Source organism: Microbulbifer maximicatervae (SeqCode), assembly GCF_052466985.1.
In genome coordinates, this window is the sequence record NZ_CP174298.1 from 4,341,554 (window position 1) to 4,366,366 (window position 24,813).

Sequence of the window (24,813 nt, forward strand, 5' to 3'; positions counted from 1 at the left end):
AATCTGGGGTGGGCAAGACGAGAGCGGGAGAGTCTCGAAATTATAGGGGGAAAATAGGTTTTGGCATGAATAATCCAGCGGATTTGCCGGTTCATGAATAGGTGGTCAGATTATTTTGTACAAAGGCCTGGTGCTGACTAATGAGCCCCTTTTAAGTGGTTGCTCAAAGTCTCTGCTTCAAGTGACCAGCTCGTCTTAACCTTTGCTTGCTGTGACCCCGAGGTGGAGTCAGGGCTACCTGCTTGCGGTTCCTAAAAATAGATATTTAACCTATGATTTCGGCCGCGAATGAATAGAGATGGAATAGTAAATTATGGGTATTTTTGATAAAGCCAAGGAACTCGGTGAAAGGGTCAATGAGTCCGTAACCGCTTTTAGCAGTGATGAAGTAATAGCCAATACCGTTATCAAAGCGGTTGAGAAGCAGGAGAAGGTGAATGCCATTCTTAAAGCCAGGGGATGCAATTATCGTGTTGCGGACATCGATCTGGGGATGGGGATTCCACCAACGGTGACTTTTGGGGTGAGGCGAGTTGATGAGCTGGCAGAAAAAAAGGCTGATGAAAATGGTGTTATGACTACACCTGCGCCTGAAGAACCCGCCTTATAGTTACCGACTCTCTAAATGGTGGTTCCGGAAATTTTATAAAGCGATATTGGAATAAACATTATGAAAATAGTGCGTAGCAGAGATTTTACCGGTAGTAAGCCCTGGGAATCGCAACTTATCGCAAATATGAACGGGATTACCACTAAACTGCATTGGACTAATAAACCTTATATTTGGCATATCAATGATGGCCAGGAAGTCTTCGCTGTTCTCGATGGTCATGTAGAAATGTTTTACAAAGTGGCAGGTAGAACCGAATCGGAACTTCTTGGACCTGGTGATATATTCCACGCTTCTGAGGGCACGGAACATGTAGCTCATCCTGTTGGTGAGGCTCGCATTCTGGTTGTGGAATCTGAGGGAAGTGTCTAAGTTGGTTTTCCTTTCTTAGAAATTAATTAATGTGGTTATCTTATCGAGAGATAGTCATCAATTTGATGGTTTGGATAAGCATTTTGCAATGTTGATTTTGTAACAGTGGATCATGTCGGAATTTGTCGATTTACTGTCATTTTAATACCACTATTGGAGAGAGTAAGTCGTTAATATAAAAAGCTATTTAATCTTCCATATATAAAGCTTATACAGATTTTATGTAGTTATTTTCTGTTGGGATAACTTCCTTTGTGTAGGGAGGTTGAGCGAGAAATTAAGACTAATAAACTTCAAAAAATTATTTAGCGAACAAGGAGGGAACTGGGATGCTGGAGTTAAGGCCGAACTGTGAGAATTGCGATAAAGATCTACCGCCAAACTCGGAAGAGGCGATGATATGTACTTACGAATGTACTTTCTGCCAGCCCTGCGTCGAGACATTACTCAGTAACGTCTGCCCTAACTGTGGCGGTAATTTTTGCCCCCGCCCTATTCGACCCCAGGTTGCGCGGCGTAGCGGTGTGGGTATTAGCTATCAACCGGCCTCACAGAAGCGAGTCAATACTCGATTTAGTAAAGATGAAATCTGCTCGTTTACCGATAGCGTGAAAAATATCCCCCCCGCTGATCGCTAAAATAAAGTGACTGAAAGTTGCAGTTTGGTTTTCTGTTGCGAGGTTTATCGAGCTTATCTGGGTTATGTATGGGGTTATGCGGTTTCTTTATAGGGTGAGTTGTCCTCTGTAGTAAGCTTTGGGGCTGGCAATATTTTGTCTGACGCCTTAAGTTATATCGCCTTTTTTAGGGGGAAGTTAGAAGGATAACTATGACGAGTATCGTAGCGGATATCGGTGGGACCAACGCCCGATTTGCCATCGCCAAGCCTGTAGCAGAGGGTTATCAGCTGGAAGAACTCAAAGTCGTTGATTGCCAACGCTTCGAGGGATTTGATGCAGCATTACAGCACTGGCTCGATGGGTTAAACCAGCCGCGCCCGGAAAAGGCGTGTATTGCAGCAGCCGGTCCGCTGGAGATGACCCCAACTGGTGGAAAGGTTTATATGACTAATCTGGGCTGGACTATTGACGCCGGGGAGCTGGCACAAGAGTTTAGCTTTCCCCACCTAGAGCTGATTAATGATTTTGCCGCCTTGGCTCAGTCTTTGCCCCGTCTGGCCGAATCAGATTACCAGGTACTGCGTGATACTCCCCGGCAGGCAGGTGCCCCTATGGCGGTGCTAGGTCCCGGAACCGGCCTCGGTGTTGCCGGACTGGCTGAAGCCGATGGCCGATACCATGTGCTGGCGGGAGAGGGTGGGCATGCCAACCTGACAGTCTCCACTGAGCGTGAATTGCAGTTGCTGCAAATTCTGATGAAAACCCAGCTACCCGTTTTCAACGAATGGGTTTTGTCGGGCAATGGGCTGGTTAATCTCTATCGCGCAGTTTGCGAGCTGAACGGAGAGATTGCTGAGGACCTGACGCCCCCCGATATCAGCGCCCGTGGCCTTGAAGGTTCAGATCCGCTGTGCCGTGAAGCTCTGATAGATTTCCTCAATTTTCTCGGCAGTGCGGCCGGGGATGCGGCTTTGTATATGGGCGCGCGTGGCGGGGTATTTTTGGGTGGTGGTATACTGCCCAGGATCGCTGAATTGCTACCTGAGAGCGAGTTTGAGCAGCGTTTCCTGACGAAAGGGCGTGTCGCTCAATGGATGGAGGCCGTTCCGGTATACGCGTTGAATGCGGGTTATCAGGCCTTGATTGGCGCTGCAGTACAGCTTGAGGGGTAATTGCCCGGTACTTTTGTTGGGTTACGGCCTGACAAACGTGTATTAAATTACACCTGTGATTGATCTCACACTTTTTCCCGTCTCCTCCCCCCTCGGGGGAGGATGTTATGGATTAGGGGCCGCCCTAGGATGCAGGGTCTCAACATAACGATAAGTCCAGGGAGAAGATGATGAGTCTATCCAATAAAGGTAAAGGGGCGCTCAGACCCACTTTGCTATCTGCTGCCATCGCGGCCTCCGTGTCCACCTCGGTTGGGGCCTATGCGCAGGAGCAGGAAACACTGGAAGAAGTAACAGTTACCGGTATTCGCACCAGCGTTTTGGACTCCGTTGAAGCCAAGCGCGCCGCCGATGTTGTGGCCGATGTGGTAGATGCGGGCGCTCTGTCATCTCTTCCCGACCAATCAATCGCTGATGCCCTGGGCCGTCTGCCCGGCGTAACCACCGTGCGATCCAACGGTCAGTCCTCACAGCTAAATATCCGCGGTATGAACGGCGACTTCCTGCAGACCACCCTGAATGGTCGTGAGCAGGCCTCTACCAGTGGTTATACCGAAAGTACTCGCTGGATATCTTTTGACCAGTACCCAGCTGAGCTGATTAATCAGGCCGCGGTCTACAAGACTCCGAAAGCCTCTCATATCGAAGGTGGTGTAGCGGGCTCTGTAGAGCTGAAAACAGCCAATCCTCTCGACGCCGAGAAAGAACACAACTTTAATGCCAATGTGCGTATGTCGTTTAACGATGCAGCAGACGACGTCGGTGCCGACGAGTTCGGTGAGCGTGTCACGCTGTCGTACATGGGTAAATTTATGGATGACAAGGTGGGCGTCGCCCTGGGTTATTCCCACCTTGAGCAGCCGAATAGCTTTGTAAAGTCCCGCACGGGTGCAGACGCCCAGATCGGTTATGAACCGCCGGCAAGCGATTACGATGGTGACGGCAGCGCAGATGCTTTGCCGCGCGCATTCCAATGGCAGTCAGGTGATGGTACCGATACCCGCAATGGTTACCTGGCTAGCGTCGTTTTTGAGCCTACCGATGGTTTCAAGGCCCAGTTGGATTACTTCAAATCTGACTTTGAGCGTGTGGATACTCGCCACGGTATTACGGTTGGTGGGCTGGCCAATACAGACATGTATACCCTTTCCGATACGGAAGTAAACGGTGGAGTGGTTACCGATGGAACGGTAATTATTACCGATCCAAAAACTGTTTACGATTCCAGCCCCTGGTTTGAATCCCGCTCTGAGGATCAATCCACTCAGGCGGACAGCGATAGTATTGGCCTGAACCTGGAGTGGAATTTTGGTGACCGCCATACCCTGGCCGTTGACTACTCCTATAGTAAGGGCACCAAGACGCGCAAGGATCAGATTGTATCCATGCACGCTTACGACCTGACCTACGATGACAATGGGAACTTAGAGACCTGGGAAGAAGCTGCTGGGCAGAGCTTTGCCTATTCCCTTAATGGTGATGGTATTCCCTCAGGCGTTTTCTCCGGTGTAGATTTCACCGATCTGGATACCATGCGTTTGTCGCGCTACGAAGAGTACCCCCACGAGTACACCGATAAGGTTGAAGCCTTCAAGTTCGATTACAAGTTTGACTTGGAGTGGCGAGCCATTGCCTCTATAGAGACTGGATTCCGTGTCTCTGAGCGTACTTTCGATTCTGAGCGTGGTGCTTTCCTGTACGGTAGCCGCGATGGTCAATTCAATGACTACTGCGCGGATAACCTGTCCGACATCGATTGTGAGCCGCAACTACTGGACGGCTATGTCAGCATTGAATCTACCAATGGGATACCACAATTCGTAGTCAACGATATGGATGCCCTGGCTTCCAGTATTTTTGGTGCCGGTAATTACGAAGGTAAAAAGGTATTTAGCCAGGACTGGACTTTCGTTGAGTCCGGTGCTGTGAAAGAGGAAGTTTTTGCCTACTACCTGATGGCCAATATCGAAACCCAGTTGGGTAGTATTCCAGTAACTGGTAATTTCGGTGTGCGGGTTGTTGAAACCGATGTGAAGTCCAGCGGTATCCAAAATGTGGGTGCTGGCAATGGTATCGAAATTACTGATGACGTGGGTGTAACTTCAGATAGCTACGACTATGTTGAGTACGGCCCCGAATACACAGATACCCTGCCTTCCCTTAACTTGAACTTTGAGCTGACCGAGCAGGACTACATTCGCTTTGCTGCAGCTAAAGTGATGGGCCGTCCGCCAGTTGGGCAGCTGAAGGGCGGCGCTGGCTCCTGGAACAGTGTTAACAACGATGGCGCTACGGAGTACAACGTTTGGACCAAGGGGTCTCCCTACCTCGATCCTTTCCGTGCAAACCAGTTTGACCTGGCTTATGAGCACTATTTCGAAGATGGCGGCGCGGTAACTGCAGCCATTTTCTGGAAAGATATCGAAAGCCTGGTAGAAAAGCAGTATATCTACCTGGACAGCCAGGCAGATCGGACGGCGCTGTTTGATTCCCTGGGTATTGAAATTCCCGTTGGTCTGGAAGCCGGCGCTTTTGAGACTTACGTGAACAACGACAAGGGTGGTTATATTCGAGGCATCGAGCTTGCGGGTACCAAAACCTTTGATCAGCTGCCAGGTATTTGGGCTGGCTTGGGTATGACCGCCAGCTATTCATATACTGAGAGTGAAACCGAAGTGAGTGGCGGTAACCTCTATGGTGAAAACCTGCCGTTGCCGGGCCTCTCTGAAAATGTCTGGAGCACTACAGTATTCTGGGATATTGGTAATTTCAGCTCCCACGTCAATGTTCGCTATCGGGATGAATTTATCCTGAATATGCCGGTACCAGGTAGCTCCACACCAGTGGAAGCGCAAGCCTATACCACTGTCGATGCACAGATATCCTACGCATTTGATAATGGTATCGATGTGATTTTCTCAGCGAACAATCTTACGGATGAGGCTGATGTGAAATCATACGGAGTAGATGGCGTCCTCGGTGAATACACTGAGTTTGGACGTCAGTTCTACCTCGGCTTGAACTATAGCTACTAAGTATCGCTGATTCTTTCGGTGTAAACGGAAGATGTGATAAGAGACCGCCCGCTGAGCTACGCTTGCCGGGCGGTTTTTTTTTTGAAATGTCAAATGGCCCGAAAATAAGTGCGGTGCCGAATTTTTGAGAGTCGCCATGAGCAATCAATGTAAAAAAATAATTATTCTTGGCGGGGGTACCGCTGGCTGGATAACCGCCAATCTGATGGCGACCCATTGGCAGAATAAAGGGTTTGAAATCACCCTGGTGGAATCTCCGGATATTGGAATTATCGGTGTGGGGGAGGGATCAACTCCGCCATTGAAAGGTTTTATGGAGGCTATAGGGGTTAGCGAATCAGAGTGGATGCCTGATTGTAACGCTACTTACAAAGTGGGAATTACCTTTAGGGATTGGTCCGTCAAACCGGGCTTTACCGAGTATGTTCACCCCTTTGTCGGCCAGCCTGACCAATTTACTATCCCGGCATTTTTTCATAATAGTTATCTGCGCAGGAAAGGCGTTGACCTGGAGGGGCACCCGAACCACTTCTTTCTGGCCACAGAGATGATCCGACAAAAATTATCCCCGGTCGCGCCGGAAAACTTCCCTTTTGAAATTGCCTATGGCTACCATTTTGATTCTGGTTTATTGGGCCAGTTCCTGCGTCGTGTTGCCGAAAAAAAAGGCGTTCGATATAAGGTGGCGACAGTGGCTGGCGCCATGCTCGATGCACAGGGGAATATAGATCACCTGAAAACCACTGACGGTGAGGTGCTCAAAGCGGATCTGTATGTGGACAGTTCCGGCTTCCGTGGAAGTCTTATACAACAATCCCTGAAGGTTCCTTTCATTAGTAGCGCTGAGAGTCTGTTTAACGATTCTGCGGTTGTATTTGCTACAGACCAGGAAAGGGAGTATGCACCGCACACTATTTCTACTGCGATGAAATATGGCTGGGCCTGGAAAATCCCCCTGACTAATCGCAATGGCAACGGATATGTTTACAGCTCTCGCTTTGTTGACGATGACAAGGCAGAAACGGAATTTCGCGCTCACTTGGGGTTGTTGGACAGTGATGTCGAGGCGCGTAGATTAAAATTCAAGGTGGGACGGGTCGCCCAACACTGGGCCAAGAATTGCCTGGCGGTGGGGCTCTCGCAAGGCTTTATTGAGCCTTTGGAGGCAACGGCGCTTGATATGGTTCAGGAAACCGTGGTGCGCTTTATAGAGGCCTATAACAATGGTGATCATACTGATACATATAGGGATGACTTTAATAATCGTATCAGCGCTCGTTTTGATGCGGTTCGGGACTATATCGTCTGTCACTACCGTATTAGTTCGAGAACAGATACGGACTATTGGATTGCCAATGGCACTAATGAAAAGATATCTCCCTCCCTGCGTTCAATCTTGATGTCCTGGATGGCAGGCAAGAATATTACTGATGAACTACTGGATCAAAAGCTGGATGTCTATTTCCCGAATGTATCCTGGAATTGCCTGTTGACTGGCAAGGGGATTTACCCGGGACAAGAACAGTTGCGTCCAGGTAATGAGTTTGCACACAAATATAAACTGGAAGATATCAAGGATTTTAACCGCCGCTGTGCTCTGAACTTTATGCCGCACATGGATCAGTTAAATCAATTAAGGGTGAGGTAGAAGAAAGTGTGGAATAGTGCTCGGGTTATCTCTGAGCACTATTCCATTTTAATCAGATAGGGCGGTAAATCGTTTTTAATTAATAAATGACTACTCGCTATCCTTTACTTCTATTTTCTCTGATTCTTTTATGCGTAGTGTGTGCTTTTCTCCACGCTCACCACGAATTTTAACCCGATCTCCAGATTTCATACCTTTGAGCTTGGCCTCATCGGCATCCAGGAAAAAGTAGTGGCCAGTCTGCTCATCTTTCAGGGAAAACTTACGCTCGGATTTTCCCGTTTCAAAATCTTCAGAGATAATTTCTTCCAAGGTGCCGGTTACAATCTCCTCTGCTTGCACAAACAGGGAGAAGCTCAATGCAAACGCTATTAGAATGAACTTTTTCATAGTATTTATCCTGCGGTAACGGATTTATAGCCTAATCACTGTAACTGACTAAGATAGTGGCCGACTGTTTGTCTGAGGCCATAGATTGAAACTCAATGGTTAAGCCAATATTTGAGTCGGTAAAACTATCTCCTGGTTCCTTGAGTTCTGCTACATGGTTAAAGAGTCTATTATCGAGATAATGAACGGATACTGAATTTTCCATATGAGACGATGGGTTCAGTATGTCATGGCCTACATGGTAGTTCACGTAGTAATAGTCTTCTCCATTCTGACTACCGGAACTCTCAACTTTCAGCTGTTGGGGCAGATTTCCTGAGAGCTCTCCCGCGGTCAGCTCAATAGCCTCAATCTCCACCTCTTCTGTGCTGCCGGCGGCCTGTGTTACCGTTTGGGTATACTCGGGGAATAAATCATACCAGCCCATGTACTCTCGGTGACCACTGCCAAACAAGCGCGAAGTCCAGGCATTCCCCATAAAGCTCCCATCTGTTCCATACTCGCTTTCGCCACTATCGAAGGTATCGCCATCATTGTTGTCGTCATTGCCGGCATGGCTGAGTCCAATATTGTGGCCAAGTTCATGGCCCATTATTATCTGGTCTGTATAAGCGGTAACGATGCTCCACTTACCACCAACAGAGGCGACACCGGCCCCAACCAGCCCAGCACTTTTGGCCTCAGGAGGATAGATGTAAACGCGGTGGCGCCAGTCGCTTAGGTTGATAGGGTTGTTATTTTCGTCAACTAAATTAGCTTCCGCCCATTCTGTTGCATTGTCACGCCAAGTGTATCCTCCATCTGTATATTCTCCTCCCTGGCTGGAACGGGCTGCCGCATCTTCAACACTTAAAGTGCCACCATCCTGGTTATCTGGAATGTTGTAACTGATACAGTCAATGGAGCTATCTTCATTGCTACCTTCTCCATAGCAGTAATGCTCCAGGGAGTTGTCGCTGATGCGATGGCGCAGGAATTTTAGTTGTCCCAATGAATTCTTTAGGTAGGTATTATCGAGAGAGTCCTCATCGTTAAAGACCATATCTGCAATATCAGAGATATCAGTGGTATCTGTAGGTTCAGCATCAGAGAAGTTCATGAAAATGAATACGATACTGCTTTCATCAGGCTCTAAAGTGACGACAGAGAAGGCAATCGATTGAGTAGTGCCATCGCTAAGTTGAAATGAAATGGTATCCTCTGTGGTCTCGCCATTTTTTAAACTGTCTGCAGAATCATTCAGGCTGTATTCCCAATCCCCGTTGCTGTATAACTTGAAATCGCCGAAGGATCCATTAAGAGTTTCCTCGACAAACTCCGGAGTATTGCCATCGACATCCTCCAAAAGGAATGTTCCTGAAGAAAATTCCTTACCCTCAACAATCAAAGTGGCCAGTGGGCTGGCGGGATTGAACGTGTAGGCATCGTCGTAACCGGTTATGGAAATGGATATAGTGGCTTCTGAATCACTGGAGCCGATACCAATGTTAAATGCGTCGGTCACTAATTCTGAGCCCGCAATTGGATCGGATAGTTCACTGTCCAAGGTATAGGTCCAGCTGCCATCGCTGGATATTTCAAGCTCTCCGTAAGTCCCTTGAAAGTTTCCGGATTCAAAGGTTTGATTGCTGTTTGAGTTATCGACCAGTTGCCCTGAAACCGTTGTCTCGACATCTTCACTGACGCTGCCGCTGTCACCGCTTATGCTAGGGGAGTCATCGCCGTCGTCGTCATCCGAATCTGAACTGTCATCATCATCAGAGCTGGAGCTGTCATCATCAGAGCCAGTATTGCCATCGTCATCATCGCCGTCAGAGTTTGCCCCTGAATCGCTATCGCTGCTTACTGGAGTGCCGTCAGGTTCGTTGTCATCGGAGCTTCCGCCCCCACCGCAAGCAGTAAGAAATACAGATAAACTGATAGCCGTGAGTAACTTCAGTGAATAGGTCATATCGCCTCGATAGATCCGTTAAACCAAATGTAATTGGCGCGGAGTATAAAGAGCTGTCAGTCATATTCTGTGATGGCTGGCTTGCTTTTGAGGCTGATCTTTTGCTTGAGCAAAAAATGGTGCTATCGGTCGCACCTAGAAATTTTTGTCAATAAAAATAAAGAAAATAGGTCGGAAAATAGTTGAGGATTTTAAGGTAGGAAAAAGAGTGGTTTGGGAGTCTGTTGGCAAAATAAAGTTGAACGCGGTCAACTATTCGCTGTGAATAGTCGACCGCAAAAATAATCTTATTCTGCAGGGAGTCCACTCAGAAACTGTTTTAAGTGTGAGACATTGCACTCTTCGGTGTCAGCGCAGTTTTCCAAGATTTTTTTCAATTGTTGGTCGTCACTCTGTTCAGTAGCTAATTTCAAATAGTAACGTACCTGATCAAGGTTTTTGCCTGGATTATCGTCTTGACTATAGGCCTCAGCAATTTTCAGTGAAGCTATGCCGTGCCCTCTCTTTGAGGCTTCCTCGTAGAGTGACATTGCTCGATCTAGATCAACTTCTACACCAAGCCCCTGTTCATACATACGGGCTTGGTTAAAGTATCCATACTTTGAATTTTGATTCGCTGCCTGCTCGAACCAATGAAGAGCCTCGGGATAGTTGTTGAAAGAATCACTACCGGAGTCCAAATATATGAGCCCCAGCTTATTCATAGCGCTTGCTAGTCCCCTCTCTGCTGCTTGAGTGTAATAATAGATTGCCTGTTCCAGGTCCCTTTCTACTCCGTTACCGGCCTCGTAAAGTCCGGCCAACCTGGCACTGGAGTTGGCTGAGCCTTCTGCAGCTGCGAGCCTATAAAGTTGTGCTGCATGGGTCGGATTTTGTTCCACTCCATAACCATTTTCGGCGGAGTAACCCATATTGGTAATACACTCCAGGTGGCCGGCCCGTCCACACAATAAATACCAGGCATAGGCAATATCGGCGTTGGCGTCTGCAATAATATTCTTGGAGTGCAGTATCCCCATTTTTAATTGTGCGGGAAGATGATTGCGATATGCCGCAGCTTGATAGTCCCTGATAGATTGATTGATATTAGCCGGTTGGCCATGGGCGCCTAGTTGTGTGATACGCCCTCTCTCAAAGAGTGCAGCGGGGTTGCCTGCAATTGCAGCCTCATTGAGAAGTGCCATGCCCTCACTGGCTTCTTTTTTCTCCTCCAGCAGGTAGCTGGCATAAAAAAACTGGGCTGGTGAAAATCCGTTATCGGAAGCTTTTTGAATAAGCTGTTCAAATTGATAGTAATTATTCTGCTCAAGGTAACCAATAGCCTGGGTAAAGTGGGCTACGGGGTAACCTCTATTAGCGCTGGCTTGCAAGAATTGTGCAGCACCGGATTCGTTCGCTGAGTTAAATTCCTCTGACGCTAAAAGGGAGTAGAGTTCATACTCCGCCTGGCCCTTTTTCAGGTGTTGTTCGGCACTGGAGAGTAGTGAAGTTGCTAATTCTTCGTCCGGATCAATTCCCAGGCCCATAAAGGCTATATAGGCTAGGTAAACCTTCGCCTCTTCGAGCCCCAGATCCGCAGCAGCAACAAATAATTGTGCGCACTCGTTAACTGCAAATTTTTCAGTTTTGCCACTCAGACACAGCCGCCCTAAACTGATATTGGCGGAAATGGATCCCATAACAATAGCGTCCAGATAAGCCTGTTCAGCCTGTGGATACTGCCCCTCCGCATGAAACACAATGCCTTCGGCGTGTCGAGCGGCATAATCTGTAGAGGCTAGTACCTGGATCACATCTGTATAGAGCTGATCTGATGTGCCGGCAAATGGATACCGGATCGCGAGCAGTCGGTGTAGAAAGCGGGCATTATCGAAGTAGATTTTCGATACCTGATAGCCGCCTACTTCCTTTACGTTATAAACGCGGTATATAGCATTGCGACTATTTGCAAATTCAAAATAGCTATCAATAATTTCATAGCCGGATATGGTGAGCAGGTCTTCTGCATCTGCCCAGCTCCCGACCTCAAAGGCACTGTAGCTATACTCACCACTGCGTCCGGAGAGGATACCAGTAGCAATAAATTCAAACAGGTTTTTATGGTAGTTGGCTGCTTCTAACTGTCCCACAGACTCATAGCATTCTGCAGCGCTGAGATGGGGCGTTAGTGACAGGATGTTGTTGTTTGTTACGGCCTTCCAGTCCACGGCTTCACAAGACTTATCCCCAGATTCAATCGCGGATAGCTCCGCCTGGTAGCGCTCTCTGGCCGCGATATTATTCAGGGGTTGCTGAGACTCAAGATAGGCAACCCAGAAATCCTCATAAGCAACTGTATCTGGAGCGCTAGCAATTTGTTCGGTTAGCAGCCTTATTTCACTATCGCCGGGTTCGATGGAAGTGTGGGCCGCACAAGAGGCCAGTAAGTAAATAACGGGGGCAAAAAGGAATTTTTTCATTATTTACTTCCTGATCAGTGACTTAACCAGGTTTTTCATTGCCTTGCTGGTTTCCTGAGTATTCGAATTATCGCCCTTGGCCCAGAACTGATATTGAAGTGCTTCATCCAGTTTATCGAGTTGCTCCATATACTCGGCAATATCCGTATTGCGGACATGGTCCGCTTTGGATTTAAAGGCGTAGTTCACCGAGATGTTATTGCCAATATGATCGGAGGTTCTGGAGAAGGTGAACCAGGGATTGTCTATCTGTAGATCCTGGGATTCTTCTCTCCACAAAACCTCTCCAGTAATTTTGGCTACTGCTTTGTGGTTGATATCCACAGGATGTGCCAGTGCTAATGGGCTATGGCGAATACGCTTCTGGGGGCTGGTGATGTAAGAGGCGATACTGGAGCCATACAGTGAGAAAATCTTCCGGGCAGAGTTCAACTCGGCAAAATCACTGATCTCATATAGCTCCGATACCTGAAGTACATTTTCACCCCGATTGTCCTGGTGCTTGATATTGGAAGTGATTTCAATACCGGGGTAGTAAGTTGCCATAAAGTTTGCGTAATTACTCTTTATGTATTCAGAGTCCGCTGACTGGAAAAATTGACGCATTTGCTCCGCTTTGAGAGCGCTGTAGGTGGACTCAACAGTTAGCCCTGCGGTATTGGCTCCGGCATTGATTTCAAAATTTTCGGTGACATCCAGTTGCAGAGTGCCATTGGCGGGATAAGTCGTGGTTACTTGTTTTAATGCTCGGGTTCCCTTTCGAATGGGGAGTGCCAATTCATAATCAAAGAAGCCTTTGCTTTTGATATTGGAGCCCTGTCCGGAAGCGGTGCCGTCAACCCAATAATCTTGTCCATTGAGCTCAATGACGCTGATTACATGATCAAATGAACTGGGAGAGGGGATATCATTGGCAAGGTCACGCCCGCGTCCTGAAGACACCAAGGCGGGGTAGGAGTTAACCCCCAGGTGAGACAGCATGGCGGTTATTAATATGGCCTTGTCTTTACAGTCGCCATAGCGCTTATCCAAAGTCTCTCTCGGCGTTCGCGGTTGGTGTGAGTTGATTCCAAACTCGATCCCAAAGTAGCGAATATCCTCCTGAACGTAGGCAATAGCCTTGCTGACAGCTCCCTCAAGGCCTTCCTCTGCGCGCCATTGATCCAATTGCCGGGTGAGTTCCTGTGGCAGGGAGAGGTCAATATCGTAGAGTGTCATTGCCCAGTCGTTTACTTCAGCCCAGCTGTTATAGCCTGAATATTGGATGTAGTTGAATGGGTCATGCCAGTGAGGGTATTCCCCCTCCTGAAGTATCGGAGACACCTGCTTCAGGTCCAGTGTGTACTGGTAAGTGCCATTATTGCGGGTAACGTTCACCGGTACTTTTTCATTGTTAAAACGGTAATTGAGCTTGTTGTCACTGGTAATTTTTACATAGCGCCTGTCGATGGCATCCGGCCATGACAAGTAGAAAGTACCAAAATCCCCGCGTTCAAAAATAGGATTGCTTCCCTCGAGTGTATAAGCGTAGGAGATTTTGTCACCGGGTCGGATATCCTCAAGAATGTAAAGCGCATTCCACATTTCAGAGTAGAGTTTGCTGGACAGCTCCTGCTCAGACTGGAATAACTTGAAGTCCTGTTTGTCCAGGCGATCAATCACTTGATCATTGCGGGTGACGGTAATTTCGTGAACGACCAGCTGCTGGAACGCGGGGTAAAAACTAATGTTCAGTTCCGATACCTGTTTAACCCCCTGTTGATTGAGGGGCTCCATCACCAACTGAAAATAGTATTGGTGTTGTTCGTTCGTATGGGATATCTGGGAGTTGCTCAGGTGATACCTAACACTGCCTTCGGGTGTGGCAACACTACTCGAGAGGTCGACGGCATCCACCCAAGTGGGTGTTGGGGCTATGTTAATTTCAGGGGTAGCCTGGGCCAGCGACACAGCAAATAAGAGAGTCACAGCCAGAATTTGGCCGAAGGAACGATATTTCAAAATGAGCCTCGATTGTTATCTACAGCCTATACCGGCGGAGACAGAATAGATCTTGGGTGGGGAGTAAGCAGAAGGGGCACGCAGGGCACCCTACGATTGATTCGCTCCTGTTGAACCCTGGATCTTCCCTATAGGGCAGTGCCTGTTGCCGTTTGGCAGCGGCGCTCCGTTACCGCTTGGTGTTGGGATCGTTTAGTGAACAGCCGGTAATATACCCCAATGGCTATGGGCTGAGTATCGGATGGGTATGACCGCTGGCGTTTTGAATAAGTTTTTCGGAGGTTCAAATTGATGAAGGCAGGGTTTGTTGTGTCCAGGCGATAAAGTGGTTAAAAAACAACCGAATCTTGAAGGTGGGAGGCCACCCAGCTTGTAAGCTGAGTGACCTGAGATCTGCTTATTGGGTTTGCTCCTGAACGGGCATTTCTTCGAGCTTAGCCTTTATCTCTTTCAGCTTTTCCTTAACTCGGGCTGCATTGTCGGGGCCCATGCGGATCATCAGCTTTTGTATTCCAGGGAGTTTTTCCAGTTTTGGATCGGCAAATTTGTAATACACCGACGGGCGTATCAATTGAATAGGGCCTTCAACATCTGGCGCTGCCAGTACATTGTCGATTGCTCCAATCACCACCTGGTGGAATGACTTGTTGCGAATCCCCAGCTCGCCGTAGGCCTGGGCTAAACGGGGGTACCAGTATTGATACAAGGTGATGATTGCATCAGTGTTAGCCAGTGCGAACAATCGTACTGGTTGGTCGTAACGGCGATAGTTCTCCGGGGAAAGCTGGTAGCCTTCAGCGGATGACCCGGTAACGGTGATGGGGCCGCGAATGGTTTTCAGCGGGCGATGCTTGTGAATCAACTCACCACGGGATGCTGCGTTGGCAGCGGCTACCCATTTACGTATTACTTCATCAGGTACCAGCCAGCGGGACAAGGCGCCGTCGGGTGCCAAGGACATTAATTCGTCATATGCGGCCTTATCGCTCTCGTTCAGGGGGGGAGGTGGCTCTCTGCCGGGCTCCTCTTCGATGACCGGCTCCTCGGGCGGTTGGGCTGGTTCCTGGCTCTCAGGTTGTGCCAGGGCTTCTGGCTCGGGAGCAGTTTGGGGTTCTTCGACAACACCGATGGTGGGAATTTCTTTTTTCTTTTCCTCGCCGGTCCAGAGCCAATAGGCTGCTGCAGCGACAACGACCACCACAATAATGCCGATGATCCACCCTTGCCTAGATTGTTGTTCCGACATTCCCTGCCTCCTTTGACTGCTAACAGAATGTGACGCTTGGACCACGACAAAGCGCTGCGGTTTCTCGCGATCTGCTGGTTTTACATTACTCTGCAAAAGCGCCGCTCGCAAAATAGTTTTACTATGGGGTAATTGCACAACCTTATCGCCGGTCTTGAACCCTGCGCAGTGCCTACGCCCCCGCGCGGGAGGATGTTTGATTTACTGGGCCTATTAGAGTGGTCTGGGGAGCTTCTGAATAATTCTGAGCGGCGAATAAAAGAGAGAACAATGGGAAAATTCACCAGCTTATTGATTGGCCTGATGCTGGGTGGTGTACAAGCTGCCGTGGCTGCAGAGCCGGTAGACCCTTTTTGGCGCAATGCGACAGTCTATTTTATGTTGCCGGACCGTTTTAATAACGGCGATAGCAGCAATGATTTCCCCTACGGCCGGAAAGACGATGCAGCATACCTGCGCGGTTTTGAGGGAGGGGATCTGCGCGGTGTTATCGAGAAAATTGAAGCCGGGTATTTTAATGATCTCGGGGTCGATGCTATCTGGATGGCCCCGGTGATTGAGAACATCCATGGCTACAATGAGTCCGATAAACGCACCTACGCTTTCCATGGCTACTGGCCTAAGGACTGGACTGCCGTAGATGCCAACTTTGGCACTGAAGCAGACCTGGCGGAATTGATTGAGGTAGCTCACAGCCAGGGGATTCGCGTATTGCTGGATGTAATTCTCAATCACACCGGGCCAGTCACTGAACAGGATTCCAGGTGGCCCTCGAGTTGGCTGCGCAATAGTCAGCAATGCGATTGGTCTGACTATGCCGGCAATGTTGAGTGTGCAATTCACGCGAACCTGACGGATATCCTCACGGAGAGCGAGAAAGATGTCGAGTTGCCGCCGCAACTGGTGGCAAAGTGGAAAAAAGAAGGCCGCCTGCAGCAAGAGCAGCGCGAGCTGGATGCCTTTTTCGAGCGCACTGGCTATCCCCGTGCCCCCAAATATTACCTGATCAAGTGGTTAACCGACTGGGTGCGTGAATACGGTGTCGATGGTTTTCGTGTGGACACCGTCAAACACGTAGAGCCACAGGCCTGGGCAATACTGAAAAACGAAGCGGATATAGCCCTGGCTGAGTGGAAGGCTGAGAACCCGAAGAAGAAATTGGATGATCGCAATTTCTTTATGGTGGGTGAGGTTTACCATTTCGGCGTTAACAACTTTGGTCCCAGTGTTGGTCGTTCCTACGATTATAGCGACCGGAAAGTGGACTTTTATCAGTACGGTTTTGACAGTCTGATTAACTTCGATTTTGCCCAGGTTGCGGGCAAGCCAGCGGAGGATATTTTCTCCAGTTATTCTTCCGCCTTGAACAGTGGCGAACTAAAAGGGTTCGGTGTCCTAAATTATCTAGGCTCCCACGATGACCATCACTCATTTGACCGCGAGCGCCAGCACACACTGAGTGCCGCAAGTAAACTGATGTTAGCGCCCGGTGCTGTGCAGATATATTACGGTGATGAACTGGCGCGCCCCATGATTGATGATCGGGCATTCGGCGACGCCTCTATGCGCACAAATATGAACTGGGATGACTTGGAAAAGCCGGAAACCCGTGCATTGCTGGCTCATTGGCAGAAGCTTGGGCAGTTTCGTCGATCGCACCCGGCAGTTGGAGCTGGTGTACACCAGAAGCTGGAGGATAAGCCTTATACATTCTCCCGCACCTTATCTGGTGAGCAGCCGGTAGTTGTGGCGATGGAACTGTCCGCAGGAGAGAAGAGCGTATCAGTTAAAGGTGTGTTTGCCGATGGTATCGAACTGACCGATTACTACTCGGGCAAGCGAGCCAAAGTTGAGGATGGCCGGGTGACTTTTGATACCGAGGGAACTTTGCTACTGCTATCTGCTAAATTGCAGTAAATCCAAAAAAGAAAGCCCCGGCAGGTAGCACTGCTGGGGCTGTCAGCATCCTTGAAAATGGGATGACTTAATCGTTGTTCATTGTTGTTGTGGTGAACTGGTTACATACCATCACATCAACATCTAACTGGCCAATTACACGCTCGGCAGTATTGCCACGCAGGAATGAACCGGTCTCGCCGTACTGATTCATAGTTCCCATTACGACCAGATCTGCATCGATCTCACGGGCCACCTCCTCAACAACATCACTGGTATAGCCGCGCTTTACGTGAATGCGATGGGTGGGGACACCGGTTTTATCGGCAAGCTTGGCCAAAGCACCGCGATCTGGATAGAGCATGGAATCCAGGAAAGCATTTACGAGGTGTAGCTCTGCTCCGTAATGACCTGCGATATAGGTCGCGCGTTCGCTGATCTGGCGATTGAGCTCGCGCTGTTCGAGGGTTTTTGCCTGGTAGTTAACGGTGGCCAATACAACTTTGCGCTCGTCCTTGGCGCCGGGGCGAATCAATACCACTGGGCAGCGCGCTGTTTTCAGGACTCGCCATTTGGATTCGGCGAAGGTAAAGCGACGGCTGCTCTTCGCGTGTACTGGTAGGTAGATCATTTCTGCGTTGCAACGCTTTGATTCCTGCACGATGGCCGCCTGCCAATCACTGGACCAGCAAACAGTGATCTCACAGGAAAGACCAGCTTCTGAGATGGGTTCACGAATTTGTTCACGGAACCACGACTCATCGCGAAATAGGTGGTCGTTAACTGCACGGGTATCCACCGCTTCACCATCAACTGCGACGAATACAGCCAGTCGCGGCTGAGGATTGCGTCCACGTGAAGTGATCAGGGCTCGCTCCAGAGCTACATGCTTCTCATCGTTAGGGTCCACTACAACGAATACGGTGCTTTGCTGCTCCATTTTTTCTCCTCAACTAAGCGTGTTACTGGCCAGTGCGACCTGCAGTTGACCAAGAGGTCTAATCTATCATGATGGGGTGGTCAGCCCGAGTACCTGACTGTCCCATTTGTCGAATTTGGCGCCTATCTCATCGAATAATTTTGTTGCGCATAATGGCGAAGTTGGGGGTGGGGGTATTGAGGTAGATCAAGTTTATAGGTAGCGCGTGCAAGCCCTACTACAACCAAAATGCGGGTGACCAGAATTCAAAATGTATTCTTGCCTGGTAGCGTTATTGAGAGCTGGTTGGAGTATGTTGGGATTGGAATTACTTAGAGAGTGGGGGGCTAACTACAACACCATAAGTAACTATCGGCTACAGGCTCTTTGAGTTAAGCCGTGATCGGTTCTTTTAGTCTTTCCCAAAGAAACTTACTCGGTGAAGAGGGAGCGCGCACTATACGCGCGTCCCTAGTGCTCAATTCGTAAGGTTTAGACTTCCCGATACTGGTCAATGAGCGCTTTGATATTTTTCTTAAGTACAGCGCCAATATCTCCACCTGCACCGCCCACGGACAGATCACTATCGGCGTGAGCCTTGTATTTAACATCACCGGTTTCGGAGTCCTTAACAGTCAGGACAGAGTCAACGCCTCCCTTTCCTGCGCCAAAGCCAACAGCCCAGCGCAATGCGCGATTTCCGTATTGAACCTTCACATCAAGATCAACGAGCAAAGTCTTGCCTTCAGCTTCATCTAAGGAATTGACGAGTTGATAATCGCTCTCTCTGGCAAATTCCTCGAGTTCACTGCGGGTATGGAGCTCCCAACTTTTCATTTTTTCCTGTAGGGCACTATTGTTTTTGGCTGCACTTTCATTTGAGTACACCCTTACGTCTTGTATTAATATATTTTTATAGTCTTCAAAACTTTGCGCTTGAACGTCTGTTTTTACGTGTGCGACACCACATCCGTATAAAGCTGAAAGTGTCACTGCAAGGCAAAATACCTTTATCCCTTTGAAAAATTTCATCCTTTTCCCCTTAATTTGAATATAAAAGCTGAAGCTTCACAGTAGGGATCGAGCCCTAGCTGTCTATTTCAGTTACCGGCTGAGCGGTTTTATAGTTAGTGCAGATGGAATGAACTACATGTTCACTGCCCGGTAAGTTTACAAGGAAAATACATTACTTTCTCTACTGATAAGGTGAGATCACACTTGAATGAAGCTATGGTGCCAAGTTGTAAGGTAATTTCCTTCAGATACACTATGCCAAAACTTGAGCCTGCAGTCTGAGGAACTAATCAAAATTATCTACCGCAATAGCTTAGATGCATAGCAGGTTTTGTATGGCAGATTGCCACATCTGCTGTAGGAGGTAGGTAGATAAACTAAGTGATTTGGGTGTTTAAGTGACAAATTGAAGTGTTTTTAGAAAGTTTCTATGTTTAACGCCCGCTCCTTTTGCTAGCGACTTGTAGAGAGTCCAAAACGCAAAACGTGTATTTGTACCGTCGCTTGTTATACGTATTTTTAGCTACTGACTAAACTGACACAAATCTAGTCTCTGAGTATTGAGGTAACCACATTGTGTACCTAAAACGTAGTTAGACGAAATGTAAGTCCTGAAATGTCGAAGAGGAGTAGTTCATTGACTAGTTATATGCTATTTATCAATTAGCAATTTCTTTATTCATTCTACTTGGCTCATAACGCGCTATAAAAGGTTTAAGCGTTACAGAGAAACTGCGAAGTGAAGCTCCAGCCCTGTCGGAGTGACTTTCATTAATTTATTATGAATTTTCGATATTCCAGTTGTCTACGACATTTGAGTAGATTAATTCTCTAATGCTAATTATTAACGTCGATATACCCAGGGCTAGCGCACCTATACCCAGTTTGAAAGTGTAGTCGCATAGCGAACTAGATAACTCGGCTAGCCGGAAGCAGTTTAACTTTTCGCTTAGCACCATTTCATCTTGTGCAACAGTAAATACGCCTTTGCAAAAATCTTTAATATCAAAATGAGCACAAGAAGATGCAGCACCGAGAGCGTACCATGCAACAAATCCAGATAATAAGGCAAGTGAAAGAAAAGTTACTTGCCGCTTGCTAAATTTCAATTACTGCCTCCATTTACACTTGTCGAACAGTCGAGTAATTTCTTGTAAGCCCAGCGCACATAATGCAGGATTATGTCGATTTTCTCGATATCCTGGATGCAATATTACTCTAGACTACGGTAAACAAGGCATTACTACAGCTATAACGGAGCTGTGTAAACATCCAAATCATATGGAGACGCTATAGCTATAGAGTTGGCTGAAGAGCTTGCTCGTGGAGATAGACCTTGAGGTCGGGCGATTGAACAGGTGGGGGAAGGTTGGGTGGCTGAAGAGGCTCTTGTTATTTCAGTTTACTGTGCCCTTAAAGCTCCAAGCTTCAAAGAAGCGTTGCTGATGGCTGTTAATCACGATGGCGATTTAGATTCTACAGGTTCTATTAGCGGAATCCTGATTGGTGCCAATTAGGGTGTGGGTGCAATTCTTGCAAACTGGTTGGCTCAACTTGAGCTATCTGATGAGATATCAGAAATAGGTCAGGATCTACTGGAGTTTCGAGATTGGCCTGTAAGTGAGTTTGATGAACACTGCGATTATGCTCATGGAATAACTAAGAAATATCTGGGGTATTAATTTCTATCTATCTAGAGTCATCGCTAAGAAGTGCTCACATACCGTCATTACTTCAAGCATTTAAAGCTAGAGTTGTGAGTGATTCTGTTTTCCCGTCTGTTTAAATTTTGGTCTTAAAAGCCAAATTATCTTCGCTATTTAGACCTGTAGCACAAATATCTACTACGCCCCCTATAGGGAGGATGTGCTCTCAAGCACTGATTATTAGCCTTCCAAATGCCCGAATAGTTGTAATTTCGGGTTTGCAGTAGCACAGGAGGTGCATATTACCGCTGCTGTTCGGTATCTATTCACACACTACCGGCTTATTGATGCCTTTGGTGGTCTGTGGATATCTCAGGATGAGTGATCAATTGGCCGGGTATTGAAATCCAGCAGTTTAGATACTGCATAGTTGGGGTTTCCAAATATCTGGCTTGAATTGCAAAAAATAATAAATGGTCACCTGTGATGATAAGCCTGAACTTTTCTTCGCCGCTTTCGGTGCTTCCCACAAATTCTTTTCTTGAGCGAATGCCTATTGGTTGTGTCGCCTGAGGAGAATATTTCTAGCTCCTACTGTGGGGCGAATGCAATCCAAGTATTTGCAAGTGCCTGGGAAAAGGCGTGCTTATAAGTTGACCCTACTTATGTAGAAATGAAGAACCATTAATCATTGGTAGGCAACTGCCTCCGGGGTTCTCCTTATACAAAAAAGATAACGACTAAAGATGAGAGAAAAAGGAAAGCTAAAATGAAAAAACAATTTCCGTTAAAAGGGCTTCTGGGAGGCGCGAGTATCGTACTCGGAGCCATGTCCAGTACCCATGCCAGCGCAGGCACGGCCTTTGTACACCTGTTCGAATGGAGCTGGAATGATATCGCCAGTGAATGTGAGGAGTTCCTGGGGCCGAAAGGTTTTGACGCGGTGCAGATCTCCCCGCCCCATGAACATATCAGCCACTCCACCTGGTGGGCGCGCTACCAGCCGGTTTCCTACACTAACCTGACCAGCCGCAGCGGTACCGAGGCTGAGTTACAGAGCATGATCAGCCGCTGTAATGCGGCAGGTGTAAAAGTCTACGCAGATGTAGTCATCAACCATACGGCGGCCTGGAATGGTGGAGGCACGGGTTGGGGCGGTACCGAGTGGACATTGTTGAATCATCCAGGTGAGTTTTCCTCTTGGGATTATCACTCCGATTGCACTATTGATAACTATAGCGATGCGAATAATGTCTGGAATTGCCGCTTGAGTGGACTTCCAGATTTGGATACTGGTTCCAGTTATGTTCAGCAGACCCTGGCCGATTACCTAAATAAATTGCAGGGTATGGGCGTTGATGGTTTCCGCGTAGATGCGGTTAAGCACATGTCTCCCAGCGATATGTACAGCATCATGAGTAAAGCTGGTAATCCCTGGATCTTTTCTGAAGTTATCGGTGCAGCTGGCGAAGCTTCTGAAATCCAGCCATCAAATTATACATTCCTGGGCCGTGTGACTGAATTTAAGTACGGCACTGATGTAGCGAGTAATTTTAACGGACAAATTAAAAACCTCGCCAGTATTGGCGAGAGTTGGGGACTTTTATCTTCCAGCGATGCAGTTCACTTTATTGACAACCACGATCGTGAACGTGGCCACGGTGGTGGCGGTAACCTGACCTATCACGATGGCTACAAGTACAACCTGGCCAACGTTTTTATGTTGGCACACCCCTATGGCTATCCGAAGGTAATGTCAGGTTATGACTTTACCGATACGGATATTGGTCCCCCCAATACTGGTCCGGAGAGTTGTGAAAACAACGAATGGGTATGTCAGCACCGATGGGGCAATATTGCCAATATGGTGGGTTTCCGTAACTATACCGATGGCACCAGTATGGAAAATTGGTGGGATAACGGAGATAACCAGATTGCCTTTGGACGCGGTGATAAAGGCTATGTCGTTATCAACAACGAGGGTAATTCTTTCAGCCAGACACTGTATACAGGCCTTCCTGCAGGGGACTACTGCAATGTCCTGGCGGGAGATGATGAGTGCAGTGGCGATGTTATTTCCGTAGGCAGCAATGGTTATGCCACCTTCAATGTCGCAGCTTATTCCGCTGCTGCCATTCACGGTGGGCAGCTATCTGGTCCCTGTGGTGAAGAATGTTCTGGGACGGGTTTCCCCAGCCTTTATTTCCGTGGCACAGCTAATAATTGGGAAGCAACAGCTTTTGAATTGGTAGCAGATAATACCTGGCAATTGGTGGTTAATTTTGATGGCCAGGCAGACCAACGCTTTAAGTTGGATATCTATGGTAACTGGGCCGAAAATTACGGTGACGATGGTGCTGATGGCACGCTGGATCAAACCGGAGCAGACATTTATACCTCAGTAACCGGTAGCTACCTTATTGAAGTAAATGATGAGACCCTGGCCTATTCGATCACCGAGCTCTCTTCCCAGCAGGCACCCACTGCAACTGTGACCCCAGTATCCAGCACAGTAGAGGTCAATCAGAGTGTCACCCTGGATGCCAGCAGCTCTACTGATAGCGACGGTAGTGTGATTTCCTATAGCTGGAGCAGTGGTGGTAGTTCTTCCTCGAAAACTTTGAGCTTCGCCAGTGCGGGCACTTATACCGAGACAGTCACTGTTACTGACAACGATGGCCTGACCGATAGTGCTACGGCAACCATTACCGTGACTGATCCCAATGCTGGTTATGCTCAAAACTTTACGGCATTAAATTTCCGCGGTACGCCCAATAGCTGGGGCACTCAGGCGATGACCCTGGTTGCAGATAATACCTGGCGTGCCACTGTGGTGTTTGATGGCAGCAGTAACCAGCGCTTTAAGTTTGATGTTAGCAGTGACTGGGTTGAAAACTATGGGGATAACAATGCGGATGGCTCTCTGGAGCAGGGTGGGGATGATATCTACACCGATGTATCAGGGACTTATATTGTTGAGGTTAATGATGAAACTTTGAGCTACAGCCTGACCTGTGCAGACTGTGGTAGTTACACATCTAACTTTTCCTCACTTTATTTCCGTGGCACACCAAATAGTTGGGATGCTGACGCTATGGAATTAGTTGCCGACAATACCTGGGAAATCCAGGTAAATTTTGATGGTCAATCCCAGCAGCGTTTCAAGTTCGATGTTAATGCTGACTGGAGTGAAAACTACGGCGATAGCGACTCCGATGGTGACTTGGAGCAGGGTGGGTCTGATATCTACACTTCTGTAAGCGGAAGCTACAAGGTGCAGGTGAATGATCAAACCATGATTTATAGTGTGGTTGCACTGTAATTGATAAGAGCCTGCAGGCCAGGAAGTTGGTCTGCAGGCTTCTTTAGTTATTTATTTTCTTTTTCTTTAGCCAGCAGAGCTTGTTGTAGCGCCTGCAATTTTGCAATCTCTTCTTGATTTAACTTTGGGTTCGATTCACAACGAGGATCGGTTTTTTGCAGCAAGGCCAGTATTTCTTTTGTTAATGGTATGGGTTCACAGCCGTGTCCGGTCTCGCAAATTAAATCCCACTGCGGTTTGGCCTGGACATGACAGGCAAAGCAGTTACCTCCAAAACGGTTAACTACATCAACAAAACCTCGGTTACGGATTTTGCTGCCTTCCTCAGAAACATCCAGTTCAAAAAACTCCCAATCTTTAGTGGCGGGGTTAAAGCCCTTTTGGTGTTTGACCATCACTTCCCCGGGGACTAACTGGACCACTGATCCAGGAGGATAAACACCTCCAGTGCTGGAGTTTGCGACCTCTAGAGTCCCATCCAGATCTCCCAGTAAATTATCCACATAAAACCC

18 protein-coding genes are annotated in these 24,813 nt (G+C 48.0%); 9 read left to right on the plus strand and 9 right to left on the minus strand.

The window, feature by feature from the left end; translation table 11 throughout:
* Positions 1-313: 313 nt before the first annotated feature.
* From ACJJI3_RS19225 to ACJJI3_RS19250, 6 genes are all read left to right on the plus strand, one after another.
* On the plus strand, positions 314-610 hold the full coding sequence (locus tag ACJJI3_RS19225; RefSeq protein ID WP_444937121.1) for a hypothetical protein: 297 nt from the start codon (positions 314-316) through the stop codon (positions 608-610).
* A 60-nt stretch (positions 611-670) separates the two neighbouring features.
* Positions 671-982 (plus strand): cupin domain-containing protein, encoded by a 312-nt coding sequence (locus ACJJI3_RS19230; RefSeq protein ID WP_444911629.1) that lies wholly within the window; start codon positions 671-673, stop codon positions 980-982.
* 329 nt (positions 983-1,311) lie between these two features.
* Positions 1,312-1,620, plus strand: coding sequence for a DUF1272 domain-containing protein (locus ACJJI3_RS19235; protein WP_282931050.1), 309 nt, complete (start codon positions 1,312-1,314; stop codon positions 1,618-1,620).
* A gap of 191 nt (positions 1,621-1,811) precedes the next feature.
* On the plus strand, positions 1,812-2,774 hold the full coding sequence (gene glk, locus ACJJI3_RS19240) for a glucokinase (RefSeq protein WP_282931051.1): 963 nt from the start codon (positions 1,812-1,814) through the stop codon (positions 2,772-2,774).
* A 170-nt stretch (positions 2,775-2,944) separates the two neighbouring features.
* The gene (locus tag ACJJI3_RS19245; protein ID WP_444940608.1) at positions 2,945-5,809 is read left to right on the plus strand and encodes a TonB-dependent receptor; all 2,865 of its coding nucleotides are present in this window, start codon (positions 2,945-2,947) and stop codon (positions 5,807-5,809) included.
* Positions 5,810-5,945: 136 nt separating this feature from the next.
* Entirely contained in the window at positions 5,946-7,457 is a 1,512-nt protein-coding gene (locus ACJJI3_RS19250) for a tryptophan halogenase family protein (protein ID WP_444940609.1), read from the plus strand.
* A gap of 90 nt (positions 7,458-7,547) precedes the next feature.
* On the opposite strand, the gene ACJJI3_RS19255 is transcribed toward ACJJI3_RS19250, so the two are convergent.
* The 5 genes from ACJJI3_RS19255 to ACJJI3_RS19275 form a co-directional block, all read right to left on the minus strand.
* Positions 7,548-7,847 (minus strand): hypothetical protein, encoded by a 300-nt coding sequence (locus tag ACJJI3_RS19255; protein WP_444940610.1) that lies wholly within the window; start codon positions 7,845-7,847, stop codon positions 7,548-7,550.
* A gap of 31 nt (positions 7,848-7,878) precedes the next feature.
* Positions 7,879-9,798: a VCBS domain-containing protein gene (locus ACJJI3_RS19260; protein ID WP_444940611.1), complete on the minus strand. Its 1,920-nt coding sequence runs from the start codon at positions 9,796-9,798 to the stop codon at positions 7,879-7,881.
* Between the two features lie 287 nt (positions 9,799-10,085).
* On the minus strand, positions 10,086-12,257 hold the full coding sequence (locus tag ACJJI3_RS19265; protein ID WP_444940612.1) for a tetratricopeptide repeat protein: 2,172 nt from the start codon (positions 12,255-12,257) through the stop codon (positions 10,086-10,088).
* A gap of 3 nt (positions 12,258-12,260) precedes the next feature.
* Positions 12,261-14,258 carry a DUF3857 domain-containing transglutaminase family protein gene (locus tag ACJJI3_RS19270; RefSeq protein WP_444940613.1) on the minus strand — a complete coding sequence of 666 codons (1,998 nt, stop codon included), beginning with the start codon at positions 14,256-14,258 and terminating at the stop codon, positions 12,261-12,263.
* A 397-nt stretch (positions 14,259-14,655) separates the two neighbouring features.
* Positions 14,656-15,504, minus strand: a complete 849-nt coding sequence (locus ACJJI3_RS19275; protein WP_413663508.1) for a DUF3014 domain-containing protein — start codon at positions 15,502-15,504, stop codon at positions 14,656-14,658.
* A gap of 270 nt (positions 15,505-15,774) precedes the next feature.
* On the opposite strand from ACJJI3_RS19275, the gene ACJJI3_RS19280 reads away from it, so the two are divergent.
* Positions 15,775-17,421, plus strand: a complete 1,647-nt coding sequence (locus tag ACJJI3_RS19280; protein WP_444940614.1) for an alpha-amylase family glycosyl hydrolase — start codon at positions 15,775-15,777, stop codon at positions 17,419-17,421.
* Positions 17,422-17,488: 67 nt separating this feature from the next.
* On the opposite strand, the gene ACJJI3_RS19285 is transcribed toward ACJJI3_RS19280, so the two are convergent.
* The 3 genes from ACJJI3_RS19285 to ACJJI3_RS19295 form a co-directional block, all read right to left on the minus strand.
* Positions 17,489-18,340 (minus strand): universal stress protein, encoded by an 852-nt coding sequence (locus tag ACJJI3_RS19285; protein WP_413663505.1) that lies wholly within the window; start codon positions 18,338-18,340, stop codon positions 17,489-17,491.
* Positions 18,341-18,811: 471 nt separating this feature from the next.
* The gene (locus ACJJI3_RS19290) at positions 18,812-19,351 is read right to left on the minus strand and encodes a hypothetical protein (protein WP_282931061.1); all 540 of its coding nucleotides are present in this window, start codon (positions 19,349-19,351) and stop codon (positions 18,812-18,814) included.
* A gap of 761 nt (positions 19,352-20,112) precedes the next feature.
* Positions 20,113-20,442 carry a hypothetical protein gene (locus ACJJI3_RS19295; RefSeq protein ID WP_444911623.1) on the minus strand — a complete coding sequence of 110 codons (330 nt, stop codon included), beginning with the start codon at positions 20,440-20,442 and terminating at the stop codon, positions 20,113-20,115.
* A 249-nt stretch (positions 20,443-20,691) separates the two neighbouring features.
* Between ACJJI3_RS19295 and ACJJI3_RS19300 the strand changes: the two genes are divergently transcribed.
* Together ACJJI3_RS19300 and ACJJI3_RS19305 are read left to right on the plus strand one after the other, a co-directional pair.
* Positions 20,692-20,850, plus strand: a complete 159-nt coding sequence (locus tag ACJJI3_RS19300; RefSeq protein ID WP_444907129.1) for an ADP-ribosylglycohydrolase family protein — start codon at positions 20,692-20,694, stop codon at positions 20,848-20,850.
* A gap of 898 nt (positions 20,851-21,748) precedes the next feature.
* Positions 21,749-24,301 (plus strand): alpha amylase C-terminal domain-containing protein, encoded by a 2,553-nt coding sequence (locus ACJJI3_RS19305; RefSeq protein ID WP_444940615.1) that lies wholly within the window; start codon positions 21,749-21,751, stop codon positions 24,299-24,301.
* 47 nt (positions 24,302-24,348) lie between these two features.
* Here ACJJI3_RS19305 and ACJJI3_RS19310 read toward each other — a convergent pair whose 3' ends face one another.
* A complete protein-coding gene (locus ACJJI3_RS19310; RefSeq protein ID WP_444940616.1) occupies positions 24,349-24,804 on the minus strand; it encodes a hypothetical protein in 456 nt (151 codons plus the stop codon).
* Between the last annotated feature and the right edge of the window lie 9 nt (positions 24,805-24,813).

Bases quoted from the DNA above. Each gene is read 5' to 3' on its own strand.
- ACJJI3_RS19225 (WP_444937121.1), top strand. From the start codon at position 314: ATGGGTATTTTTGATAAAGCCAAGGAACTCGGTGAAAGGGTCAATGAG.
- ACJJI3_RS19230 (WP_444911629.1), top strand. From the start codon at position 671: ATGAAAATAGTGCGTAGCAGAGATTTTACCGGTAGTAAGCCCTGGGAA.
- ACJJI3_RS19235 (WP_282931050.1), top strand. From the start codon at position 1,312: ATGCTGGAGTTAAGGCCGAACTGTGAGAATTGCGATAAAGATCTACCG.
- glk (WP_282931051.1), top strand. From the start codon at position 1,812: ATGACGAGTATCGTAGCGGATATCGGTGGGACCAACGCCCGATTTGCC.
- ACJJI3_RS19245 (WP_444940608.1), top strand. From the start codon at position 2,945: ATGAGTCTATCCAATAAAGGTAAAGGGGCGCTCAGACCCACTTTGCTA.
- ACJJI3_RS19250 (WP_444940609.1), top strand. From the start codon at position 5,946: ATGAGCAATCAATGTAAAAAAATAATTATTCTTGGCGGGGGTACCGCT.
- ACJJI3_RS19255 (WP_444940610.1), bottom strand. From the start codon at position 7,847: ATGAAAAAGTTCATTCTAATAGCGTTTGCATTGAGCTTCTCCCTGTTT.
- ACJJI3_RS19260 (WP_444940611.1), bottom strand. From the start codon at position 9,798: ATGACCTATTCACTGAAGTTACTCACGGCTATCAGTTTATCTGTATTT.
- ACJJI3_RS19265 (WP_444940612.1), bottom strand. From the start codon at position 12,257: ATGAAAAAATTCCTTTTTGCCCCCGTTATTTACTTACTGGCCTCTTGT.
- ACJJI3_RS19275 (WP_413663508.1), bottom strand. From the start codon at position 15,504: ATGTCGGAACAACAATCTAGGCAAGGGTGGATCATCGGCATTATTGTG.
- ACJJI3_RS19280 (WP_444940614.1), top strand. From the start codon at position 15,775: ATGGGAAAATTCACCAGCTTATTGATTGGCCTGATGCTGGGTGGTGTA.
- ACJJI3_RS19285 (WP_413663505.1), bottom strand. From the start codon at position 18,340: ATGGAGCAGCAAAGCACCGTATTCGTTGTAGTGGACCCTAACGATGAG.
- ACJJI3_RS19290 (WP_282931061.1), bottom strand. From the start codon at position 19,351: ATGAAATTTTTCAAAGGGATAAAGGTATTTTGCCTTGCAGTGACACTT.
- ACJJI3_RS19305 (WP_444940615.1), top strand. From the start codon at position 21,749: ATGAAAAAACAATTTCCGTTAAAAGGGCTTCTGGGAGGCGCGAGTATC.